Genomic DNA, 9949 nt, shown 5'->3' with positions numbered 1-9949 from the left:
GATGACGGTGTGCGGATCACCGAGCAGCGCGCAGGCGATGCCGAGCCGCTGTCCCATGCCGAGGGAGAAACCGCCGACCCGCTTCTTTGCAACCGGCCCGAGGCCCGTCATCTCGATGACTTCCCTCACGCGGCTGTTGGGGATGCCGTGCGTGGCGGCCATCGCGCGCAGGTGGTTGTACGCGGAGCGTTTGGTGTGGACGGCCTTCGCGTCGAGAAGGGCTCCCACCTCGCGCAGGGGGGCCGAATGCTGGGCGTAATGCTTGCCGTTGACCCGCACGTCACCGCCAGAGGGATTGTCGAGGCCGACGATCATGCGCATGGTGGTGGACTTGCCCGCACCGTTGGGTCCCAGGAAGCCGGTGACGCGGCCCGGTTTCACGGTGAACGAGATTCCGTCTACGGCGGTTTTGGCGCCATAGCGTTTGGACAGGTCTACTGCCTCAATCATGGGGGCGTCCTTGGGGAAAGGGGATGCGGAGTACTTCCACCCTACGGAGTTCCGGGCTGCGCGGCGCCGACCCGCGGGATGATCTTCGCGCACTTCAGGGTCCGTCGAAAGGATGACCTCCGCCCCTCTTCCGATCTAGGTGGCGGCGAGCGCCTGCGGCCGGCCGGGGACTTCCAGTTCGTGCTGCTCGAAGGTCTCCAGATCCACCACGGTGATGCCGGGCCAGAATCCGTCCCGCGTGTAGCCACCCGAGAGCAGGGCGTACAGCCTGCCCGTCTCCGGGTGAATCCACGGGATCACGTTCTCATGCAGCCGGTTCAGCGGCACCACCTCCTCCGCGCCTGACCCCAGGTCGCGGACCGTGAGGTTCGGGGAGCCGGTGGCATTGCCGAAAGCCCCGGTTCCCACCACCAGCAGACGATCTCCGGCGAGCACCGTTCCGTGCTGGTGCGAGTTCGCCGTCATCTCCTCCACAGTCACAGTCCCCCGAACAGGGTCAACGACGGCGAGCGCCAGTCCCTGATAGGGCAGGAGGAGGTTGCCGGCGTCGTCCACTGCGCCGTAATGCGGCTTTTCCCAGGAGGCGAGGCCGCCGTGGGTGCCGAAGGGTGCCACTTCGATCCGCCGGGCTGCGAGGGTCGCGGGGTTGACCACGTGGACCGAGAAGGAATCGTGGTCGATCGTATAGACCTCGGAGCCGTCAGCGGACAACAGCAGGTCGAAGGGCCGCAGCCCCACCTCGACGGTTCCGACCGTCCGGCCCCCGGCAACGTCCATTTTCTCCAGGACCGACGTGCCGTCAGCCCGAAGCACAGCGACGTAGACGGTCGCCCCGTCGGCGCTGGCAACGATCCCGGTGCCGCCCGCCCGGTACTCGCCGTAGCCGATTCCGCCCGCCGGGTTGGCATAGGGAATCAGGGCAGTACGACGGCGGTCATCCAGGTCCACTACCGCCACACCTTCCGCCGTGGAGACGAAGGCCCGGCCGTCCACGACATATACGTCCCAGGGCGCCGCCCCGACCGGGATCCTGTCCTCCACAGGGTTCCCGGCAGCAGCGGGATCGATGACCAGCAAGCTGTCCCCCACCGCGTCCGTGGCCAGGACAAGGGACTTCGAGGACGGAGAAGGCGAGGCCGCAGCAGAGGGCGACGGCGCCGAGGAAGGTGTGGGCACGGCAGGGGCGGGAGACCCAGAGCGCACCGGAGAAGGCGCGGCCGCCGTCGAAGAGGAAGAAGAGGAAGAAGGGGAAGGGGAAGGACCGGGCACCGCCGTACAGGCTGTCAGGAGCAGCAGGAAGGAAACGACGGCGGCGCGGCGGAGCATGCATCCATTGTCGCCCCCCGGTTAGAGCGGGCCGTCCAGATAACGCTGGACAGTCGGCGCAACCAGCCGGACAACCTCCTCCCGGTTCGCCGAAGCAAGCGGCTCAAGCCGCAGAACGTACCGGGCCATCACCATGCCCATGACCTGGCTGGCGGCGAGCGAGGCCCGGAGCCGCGCGTCCTCCTCCGTCATCCCCGTGGTGATCAGCGCAAAAATCCGCCGGCCGAGGACCTCGCGCATGAGGGCCGCCTGGGTCCGCGACCCCACGGCCCCACGCAGCAGCGCCAACAGCGCCGGCTGCGCGGGCGACTCCCACAGCGCCAGCAGGGTCCGCACCAGCTCTTCACCGCGCTCCGGAACGGGACAGCGTACGACGCCGGCGAGCACCTGGGCGGGATCGGCCGGCAGTTCTATGCAGGCGGCGAAGAGCTCGTCCTTGCTGTCGAAGTAGTGGTGAATGAGCGCCGGATCCACACCGGCAGCACGGGCGACCCCCCGGAGGCTGGCGCCGTCGAAACCGTGCTCGGCGAACATTCCGCGCGCCGTCGCAATGATGTGGGCGCGGGTATCCCCGGAGCCGGCCCTCCGGCCGCGCAGCGCCCTGCTCACGAGGTCCGGCGCCGGAGAGTCAGTGAGGCCAGCAGCAGCACCGCGACAATGACCGCGCCGATCACCGCGATGTCCGACCAGAGCTGGGCCGAAGGTTCGGAGTTCCCCGCGATCTCGAACAGTGCATCGACCGAATACGTCAGCGGCAGAACACCGGACACAGCCTCGAGGATCTCGTTCATGTCGTCCCGCGCCACAAAGAGTCCACAGAGCAGGATCTGCGGGACCACCACCACCGGCATGAACTGCACAGCCTGGAACTCGGTACGCGCAAAGGCCGAGCACAGCAGGCCCAGGGCAACCCCGAGGACCGCATTGACGACCGCGACCATCACCACCAGTCCCGGGCTGCCCTCAATGGCGAGGTCAAAGGTCCAGTAGGCGATCGCCGTGGCCACGCAGGCCTGTAGCGCCGCCATGAGTGAGAAGGCCAGCGCGTATCCGAACAACAGGTCAGCCTTGTGGATCGGTGTGGTCAGCAGGCGCTCAAGGGTGCCGGAGGTCCGTTCGCGGAGCATGGTGATCGAGGTGACCAGGAACATCACCACGAACGGGAAGATGGCCAGCATCATGAGCCCCACCCGGTCGAACGTCCGCGGGGCTCCGGGCGGCAGCGTCTCGTTCTCGTACAGGAAGTAGACAACGGCCAGCAGCAGCGCCGGAACCACCAGGATCAGGGCGATGCTGCGCGGATCGCTTCGGAGCTGGCGCAGAACCCTCCCGCAGGTGGCCACCAGCATGGCCGCGTTCATGACGCCACCTCAGCGTTCTGAGCCTGGATGAGGCGCAGGAAGGCGAGTTCCAGGTCATCAGTGGCGCCGCGCCGTCGTAGTTCCTGCGGAGTAAGCTGCGCGAGCAGGCGGCCTTCGCGAAGCAGCAGCAGGGAATCACATCTGCCCGCCTCCTCCATCACGTGGCTGGAGATGATCAGCGTGGTTCCCTCGGCTGCGAGTGCCGCGAAGCGGTTCCAGAGGTCCACCCGGAGCACCGGGTCCAGGCCCACGGTCGGTTCATCGAGCACCAGCAGCACCGGCCGCGCCACGAGGGCGCAGGCGAGGGAGACGCGGCTGAACTGCCCTCCGGAGAGGTCGCGCGCCTTGCGCCGCCGCAGGTCAGAAAGCCCGACGGCGTCAACGGCCGCCTGCGCATCCCTTCCGTCGGCGCCCGCCATCGCACCGAAGTAGCGGACGTTCGCTTCGACCGTCAGGTCCGGGTACACGCTCGGATCCTGCGTCATGTATCCCACCCGGCGGCGCAGCGAGGGGTGGCCCGCCGCCCTGCCCAGTACGACGACGGACCCGCCACCGATCCTCTGTGCGCCCACTATGGCGCGCATGAGAGTGGTTTTTCCGCTTCCTGACGGCCCCAGGAGGCCGGTGATCCGCCCGGAGGGAAGGGTGAAGCTGAGGTCCGTGAGGACCCGGTGCCGTCCGCGGTTGATCATGAGGCCGGATACTTCCACCGCGTCCGGTTCCGCGGCCCGCTGTGCGGTCATGACCGCCTCCCGCTAATTCACCAGTTGGTGAATTAAGGGTAGATCCGTGGGAACAACCGGTCAACGGGAACTGACGGACGCAAACTTCCTGACCGCGAGCGGCACGAAAATCACCAGCATCACCACGATCCCGATGATCACGGTGACGATCGGGTTCTGCAGCGTCCAGGCGGTTGGCTCGGGGAATTCCGGGTTGGTGTTACCGAACAGGAGCCGCGCGGATTCCACCAGCGCGGACACCGGGTTCCACTCCGCGATGTTCTTCAGTACCTCGGGCATGGTGTGGATCGGGACAAAGGCGTTCGAGATGAAGGTCAGCGGGAACAGGATCATGAAGGACGCGTTGTTGATGACCTCCGGGCTGCGCACGCTCATTCCGAGCAGGGCCATCACCCAGCTGAACGAGTAGGAGAACAGTAGGAGGACACCGACTCCGCCGAGAAAACCCCAGAACGACGTCGTTACGCGCCACCCGACCACCCAGCCGGTTCCCATCATGATCAGCATGGAGATGCTGTTGATGACCAGGTCGCCGTTGGTGCGTCCGATCAGCACCGCCGCCGGACTCATGGGCAGCGTACGGAAGCGGTCGATGATCCCGTCCTTGAGGTCCTGTGCCATGGCGGCTCCGGAGAACGTTGAGCCGAAGATGACCGTCTGCGCAAAGATGCCGGCCATCAGGAAGTTCACGTAGTCAGGCACGTTCATGGCGCCGGCGTACACCTGGCTGAACAGGAGGACAAACATGATGGGTTGAAGGATGGTGAAGACCAGGATCTCCGGCACGCGTTTGATCTTGATCAGGTTGCGGCGGGTGGCGATCCAGCCGTCCGAAACGAACTGGGCGAGCGGTGAACCCACGCTCTCGAAGGCGGGTTGACTGACCGCGGTCATTTCGCTGTCTCCATTTCAGTGCTGTCGGTGCTGGTCTCGTCTTCGGCTTTGTGGCCGGTGAGCTTGAGGAAGACATCATCCAGGGTGGGCCTGCGCATCCCGGCGTCATGCAGCTCGATGCCCGCCTCGCCGAGGTCCGAGAGCACGTACTGCAGTGCGCGCGGGCCTTCGACGACGGACACCTCCACGGTGCGGTCGTTCACGGCGGGAGTACCGTCACCATGGCGTGCAAGGATCTCTCGCGCCGCTCCGGCGTCGGCCTCGTTCACCAGCGTGACGACTACCCGGTGGCCGCCGATCTGCGCCTTCAGCTGATCGGACGTGCCCTCGGCGATGACCTTTCCGCCGTCGATCACCGCAATGTCATCGGAGAGGTGATCGGCCTCCTCCAGGTACTGCGTGGTGAGAAGCAGCGTGGTGCCGTCATTCACCAGTTGCGTAATGATTTCCCACAGGGCCAGCCGGCTGCGCGGGTCCAACCCGGTGGTGGGCTCGTCGAGGAACAGGATCTTGGGGTTGATCACCAGTGCGCCGGCAAGGTCGATGCGGCGTCTCATACCGCCGGAGAATCCCTTGACGGGACGGTTGCCGGCCTCGGTCAGCTCGAACTGTTCAATCAGTTCCTGGGCCCGTTTCCGCGCGGTGCGGGCACCGAGGTGATAGAGCCTGCCCACCATCTCGAGGTTCTCGAACCCGGTCAGGTTCTCATCGACCGCGGCGTACTGGCCGGACGCCCCGATGATGCGCCGTGCCGCCTTGGGGTTGTGGAGCACGTCGATCCCGTCGATGTGCGCCGTACCCTCATCGGGCCTGATGAGCGTGGTGAGCACCTTGACCGCCGTCGTCTTGCCCGCTCCGTTGGGACCGAGCAGGGCCTTCACGGTTCCCTGGGGCACGGACAGGTTGAGGCCGGCGAGCGCATGCACGGGGCCGCTTTTAGAGGTGTACGTCTTCTTCAGACCTTCGGCCTGAATGATTGTCATGGGTAAACCCTAGGTTTGGGGGGATTTCGGATGAAGGGGATCGCGGACAGGTTCAGTCCGCTACCTCGACGGCGCTTCGGAGGACACCGGCACTCCATGCCACAGGAACTGGGCAAGATCCGAGCCTAGTCACCGCGCCGCCCTTCCCGCGTCCTCCTCAAGGAGTATCTCTCCGCCGTTGACCCAAATAGCCCGCCGTGCGCACGGCAGCCCTTGACGACCTTCATGCGCAGGTCGAGAGTTACTAGAGACGCCCGTATTTCGGGTGCCGCTCGCCATGCAGAGACATGCGAGCCCCTCTTCAGGAAGGTGGAGGCAATGGATGCAACGACGTTGACCTGGGTCATCATCGGGATCATTGTGGTCCTGCTCATCATCGGTTTGATTATTTTTCTGGGACGCAAGCGCCAACAGGCCCATGTTCAGGAAAAGCGGCGTGAGGACCACGAGCGCGCGAACCAGATCCGGGAGGAAGCGCACGCAAAGGATCTTGAGGCACGCGAGCGCGAGGCACACGCAACCCGCGCATCGGCTGAGGCCCAGCAGGCCGAAGTGGACGCCGAGCGGAAGCGCCAGGAAGCGGAACAGCGCCAGGCCGATGCACAGGGACTGCGCCGCGAGACCGACGAGCGCGCCCGCCAGGCGGACGAAATCGACCCTGAGGTCACGGACGACCGCTCACACCGGGACCACAACCGCGGGAACGACGGCGAGCACCGGGACCACAACCGCAGGGACGACACTGAAACCCGGAACGACGCGGAGTACCGGGACGACAGGGTCCACTCGGACGGCCCCGATCACCGGGACGACGCGGATCCGGGACGCTCCGGACGGCACTGACTTCATCAACCACGAGGCGGGCAGCTCCACGGACTGTCCGCCCGTCGTCGTCTCTTCCCTGTCCAGTCTGAACAGACGACGACGGCGTCAGGACGGAATGCGCGAGCCTTCCGGTTCGCTCGCCGGGCGTTCTGCTGCGGCCGGCGCCACGAGGAAGGATGCCAGGACCGCCACGCCGACGGCGAGCAGTGCGTTGCGGATCCCCACCTGATCGCCGAGGAATCCGAGCAGTGGCGGGCCGGCGAGGAACGCCATGTATCCGATGGTCGAAACCACCGACACGCGGGCGGCCGCGAACCGCGGCTCATCGGCGGCGGCGGACATGCCCATCGGGAAACCGAGGGCAGCACCGGTCCCCCACAGCACCGCGCCGGCCCCGGCAAGCAGCACGTTGGGCGCGAAAACGAAGAGCAGCAGGCCAACCAGCGACGACGCGAGGCTCACCTGCAGCACGCGGACCCGTCCGAACCGGTCGATGAACCCGCCGCCCACAAAACGGAAAAGCGTCATCGAGGCGACGAACACACCGAACATCAGGGCGCCCACAGCCTCGCTGGCACCGAGCCCGTCGACAGTTGCCTTCGCCACCCAGTCATTTGCTGCGCCCTCCGTCAGCGCCGCTCCCAGTACCACCAGCCCGATCAGGAGCGTGCGTGGCTCCTTCCAGGCGGCGAGGCCGTTGCGTCGGGGGGAGGCGTCGTCGTCGTGCTGGTGCGCATGAGGGATTTCGGGCAGGAAGTAGCGCGGAATCCACAGCGAAATGGCCAGTACCAAAACCGCGACGCCGAACAGGTGCGTGGACAGGGCAATCCCGGTCGCCGCGAGACCCGCGCCGGCCACCGCGCCCAGGAACGCGCCGCCGCTGAAGGCGGCGTGGAACTTCGGCATGATGGTGCGCATGAGCCGGCGTTCGACGTCGGCGCCTTCCAGGTTCTGCGCCACGTCCCACAGTCCGATTCCGAGACCGAAAATAAACAGGCCGGCCGCCGTAAGGATCACCGATTCGGCAACCAGCCCACTGGCTATGGTTGACGCGGCAATAGTCGAGAGAATTCCGCCCACCCGCACGGCATTCGCGGTGCCGATCCGAGCCGCGACCCCGCCGGACAGCGGCAGGGAAATCATCGAGCCGATGGCGGCCACCAGGAGCAGCGTGCCTGTCTGCCCATCGCTCAAACCCAGGACGTCCGACGCCGACGGGATGCGGGCCGCCCAACTGGCGAAGACCAGCCCATTGAGCCCGAAAATTGCGAAGGTTGCCCACATGGCCGGATTGAGGTTGGTTTGCACCTGTAAACCGTATGCGGACCGGCCCGGCGGGTCCACCGCCGGGGGGCAGTGTGAGGAACGTTACGGCCCTAGCGGGAGCGCTGAACCCGACCCTCGTCCCACACCGGAGTCTCGGACTCGTACACTTTCCCGTCCTCGCCGAACACCAGGAACCGGTCGAAGCTCCGCGCAAACCAGCGGTCATGGGTCACCGCGAGCACCGTGCCCTCGAAGGCGTCGATTGCACGTTCCAGCGCCTCGGCGGAATGGAGGTCGAGGTTGTCGGTGGGCTCGTCGAGGAGCAGCAGGGTAGCGCCGGAGAGTTCCAGCAGCAGGATCTGCAGGCGTGCCTGCTGGCCACCGGACAGGGAATCGTAGAGCTGCTCCGACTGGCCGGCAAGGCCGTAGCGGTCCAGCACGGCGGACGCCGCTTCACGCCCCAGACCGGACCGGTGATCGTCCCCGCGGTGCAGGATGTCGAGCAGGCTCCGGCCCAGCAGATCGGGGCGAACGTGAGTCTGGGCAAAGAACCCGGGCCGGATGCGCGCCCCGAGCTTGACGACGCCGGTGTGCGGCACCGGCGCAATGCTCACCTCTGACACCGGCTCATGCTCCTTCTCCGGGTCCGTGCCGCCTGCGGCAAGCAGCCGGAGGAAGTGCGACTTCCCGGATCCGTTCGAGCCGAGCACCCCTACCCGATCCCCGAACCAGATCTCGGTACTGAACGGCTTCATCAGGCCGGTGAGCTCAAGCTTCTGCGCCACCACGGCACGCTTGGCGGTGCGCCCGCCCTTGAGCCGCATGGTGACGTTCTGCTCGATCGGGATCGCCTCCGGCGGCCCGGCCTCCAGGAATTTCGCCAGCCGCGTCTGGGCAGCGTGGTAGCGGTTCGCCATGTCCGAGCGGAACGCCGCCTTGTTCTTGTACATGTTCACGAGCTCTTTGAGCTTGATGTGCTCCTCGTCCCAGCGCCGCCGCAGTTCCTCGAACCGCGCATTCCGGTCACTTCGAGCCTGCAGGTAGGTGCCGAACCCGCCGCCGTGTACCCAGCTGGAGGCTCCGAGTGCGCCCGGTTCCAGGGTCACGATGCGGGTGGCTGCGTTGTTGAGCAGCTCCCGGTCGTGGCTGACAAAGAGTACTGACTTGCCGGACTCGTTGAGCTTCGCCTCGAGCCAGCGCTTCCCGGGTACGTCGAGGTAGTTGTCCGGCTCGTCGAGGAGAAGGAGGTCATCCGGTCCGGCGAACAGCGCCTCGAGCACCAGCCGCTTCTGTTCACCGCCGGACAATGACGACGCCGCCCGGTATTGCGCGCGCTCATACAGCAGCCCGAGCGCCGCCATCGTCACTTCATCCCAGATGGTTTCATGTTCATACCCGCCGGCGTCTCCCCAATCGGCAATCGCCTGGGCGTAGCGCATCTGGGTGGGTTCGTCGTCGTGCTCCATCATGGCGAGCTCGGCGTCGTCGATGCGTTTGGCAGCTGCGGCGAGCGCGGGCGGAGCTGCGGAGACCAGGAGGTCGCGGACGGTGGTGTCGTCGCGGACCTGACCCACGAACTGGCGCATGATGCCCATGGACCCGGAGCGGGTGACAGCGCCCTCATCGGCGGTGATGTCCCCGGCAACAATGCGCAGGAGGGTGGTCTTGCCGGTGCCGTTCGGTCCGATCAGGGCAGTCTTGTGGCCCTCTCCCACCTTGAAGGTGACGCCGTTGAGCAACTGCCGGCCGTCGGAGAGGAAGTAGTCGATGTTGGAAACGTCAAGGTGTGCCACGGGTCCAGTCTTTCACCCGTGCGGAATTCACCGTTAACTGAAGCAGGGCCGCCCCGTGAGGGACGGCCCTGCTGAAGCACTCCGTTTAGAGAGCGTCCACCACAACAACCAGAACGTTGTCGACGATGTTCACGTCGACGACATCCTGTACATCGATGTCGTTCTCATTCAATGCCTGGACGGTGAGACCGTTCAGCACGTTGTTGTTTTCCACGTCCACGTCGATATCACTGAGGACATCGCCTTCAACGTTGACCAACTGAATCTGGTCCACGTCGACGGTGCGGTCGAGATTCACGGCGGCTCGA

At 66.0% G+C, this 9949-nt stretch carries 12 protein-coding genes; 2 read left to right on the top strand and 10 right to left on the bottom strand.

Annotation, left to right across the window (positions count from 1 at the left end):
• Positions 1-450, bottom strand: a 450-nt coding sequence (locus X803_RS17360) for an ABC transporter ATP-binding protein (RefSeq protein WP_035777643.1), incomplete at its 3' end; no start/stop codon positions are given.
• A gap of 135 nt (positions 451-585) precedes the next feature.
• Positions 586-1539: a YncE family protein gene (locus X803_RS17355; protein WP_216699022.1), complete on the bottom strand. Its 954-nt coding sequence runs from the start codon at positions 1537-1539 to the stop codon at positions 586-588.
• Between X803_RS17355 and X803_RS22490 the strand changes: the two genes are divergently transcribed.
• On the top strand, positions 1517-1801 hold the full coding sequence (locus X803_RS22490) for a hypothetical protein (RefSeq protein ID WP_051470380.1): 285 nt from the start codon (positions 1517-1519) through the stop codon (positions 1799-1801). The two genes, X803_RS17355 and X803_RS22490, sit on opposite strands and share 23 nt — an antisense overlap.
• Here the strand turns inward: X803_RS22490 and X803_RS0102610 are convergent.
• The 5 genes from X803_RS0102610 to X803_RS0102590 are packed head-to-tail and all read right to left on the bottom strand — an operon-like array spanning position 1798 to position 5757.
• Complete coding sequence (locus tag X803_RS0102610) at positions 1798-2385, bottom strand: TetR/AcrR family transcriptional regulator (RefSeq protein WP_026543909.1); 588 nt, start codon at positions 2383-2385, stop codon at positions 1798-1800. The genes X803_RS22490 and X803_RS0102610 overlap by 4 nt on opposite strands.
• Positions 2382-3137: an ABC transporter permease gene (locus tag X803_RS0102605; protein ID WP_026543908.1), complete on the bottom strand. Its 756-nt coding sequence runs from the start codon at positions 3135-3137 to the stop codon at positions 2382-2384. Before X803_RS0102605 ends, X803_RS0102610 begins: the two co-directional genes overlap by 4 nt.
• Positions 3134-3880, bottom strand: coding sequence for an ABC transporter ATP-binding protein (locus tag X803_RS0102600; protein WP_026543907.1), 747 nt, complete (start codon positions 3878-3880; stop codon positions 3134-3136). The genes X803_RS0102605 and X803_RS0102600 overlap by 4 nt, the downstream gene beginning before the upstream one ends.
• A 60-nt stretch (positions 3881-3940) precedes the next feature.
• A complete protein-coding gene (locus tag X803_RS0102595; protein ID WP_035777640.1) occupies positions 3941-4774 on the bottom strand; it encodes an ABC transporter permease in 834 nt (277 codons plus the stop codon).
• On the bottom strand, positions 4771-5757 hold the full coding sequence (locus tag X803_RS0102590; protein ID WP_026543905.1) for a daunorubicin resistance protein DrrA family ABC transporter ATP-binding protein: 987 nt from the start codon (positions 5755-5757) through the stop codon (positions 4771-4773). The genes X803_RS0102595 and X803_RS0102590 overlap by 4 nt, the downstream gene beginning before the upstream one ends.
• A gap of 318 nt (positions 5758-6075) precedes the next feature.
• On the opposite strand from X803_RS0102590, the gene X803_RS17350 reads away from it, so the two are divergent.
• Positions 6076-6600, top strand: a complete 525-nt coding sequence (locus X803_RS17350; protein ID WP_051470379.1) for a hypothetical protein — start codon at positions 6076-6078, stop codon at positions 6598-6600.
• 87 nt (positions 6601-6687) lie between these two features.
• On the opposite strand, the gene X803_RS17345 is transcribed toward X803_RS17350, so the two are convergent.
• The 3 genes from X803_RS17345 to X803_RS0102570 all read right to left on the bottom strand — a co-directional run.
• A complete protein-coding gene (locus X803_RS17345) occupies positions 6688-7866 on the bottom strand; it encodes an MFS transporter (RefSeq protein ID WP_051470397.1) in 1179 nt (392 codons plus the stop codon).
• Positions 7867-7958: 92 nt separating this feature from the next.
• Complete coding sequence (locus X803_RS0102575; RefSeq protein WP_026543904.1) at positions 7959-9641, bottom strand: ATP-binding cassette domain-containing protein; 1683 nt, start codon at positions 9639-9641, stop codon at positions 7959-7961.
• An 85-nt stretch (positions 9642-9726) separates the two neighbouring features.
• The coding region (locus tag X803_RS0102570; RefSeq protein WP_216699021.1) for a hypothetical protein at positions 9727-9949 on the bottom strand (223 nt) is incomplete at its 5' end.

It is taken from the genome of Arthrobacter sp. 35/47, from assembly GCF_000520475.1.
In the GTDB taxonomy this organism is placed as follows: Bacteria; Actinomycetota; Actinomycetes; order Actinomycetales; family Micrococcaceae; genus Arthrobacter_D; species Arthrobacter_D subterraneus.
The sequence above is the reverse complement of the archived record's forward strand: the minus strand, read 5'-3'. Positions and strand labels throughout refer to the sequence as shown.

What these genes read in the sequence shown, in the direction of transcription:
- X803_RS0102600 (WP_026543907.1), bottom strand. Translation starts at nt 3,880, where the DNA reads ATGACCGCACAGCGGGCCGCGGAACCGGACGCGGTGGAAGTATCCGGC.
- X803_RS22490 (WP_051470380.1), top strand. Translation starts at nt 1,517, where the DNA reads ATGACCAGCAAGCTGTCCCCCACCGCGTCCGTGGCCAGGACAAGGGAC.
- X803_RS0102590 (WP_026543905.1), bottom strand. Translation starts at nt 5,757, where the DNA reads ATGACAATCATTCAGGCCGAAGGTCTGAAGAAGACGTACACCTCTAAA.
- X803_RS17350 (WP_051470379.1), top strand. Translation starts at nt 6,076, where the DNA reads ATGGATGCAACGACGTTGACCTGGGTCATCATCGGGATCATTGTGGTC.
- X803_RS17345 (WP_051470397.1), bottom strand. Translation starts at nt 7,866, where the DNA reads ATGTGGGCAACCTTCGCAATTTTCGGGCTCAATGGGCTGGTCTTCGCC.
- X803_RS0102595 (WP_035777640.1), bottom strand. Translation starts at nt 4,774, where the DNA reads ATGACCGCGGTCAGTCAACCCGCCTTCGAGAGCGTGGGTTCACCGCTC.
- X803_RS0102605 (WP_026543908.1), bottom strand. Translation starts at nt 3,137, where the DNA reads ATGAACGCGGCCATGCTGGTGGCCACCTGCGGGAGGGTTCTGCGCCAG.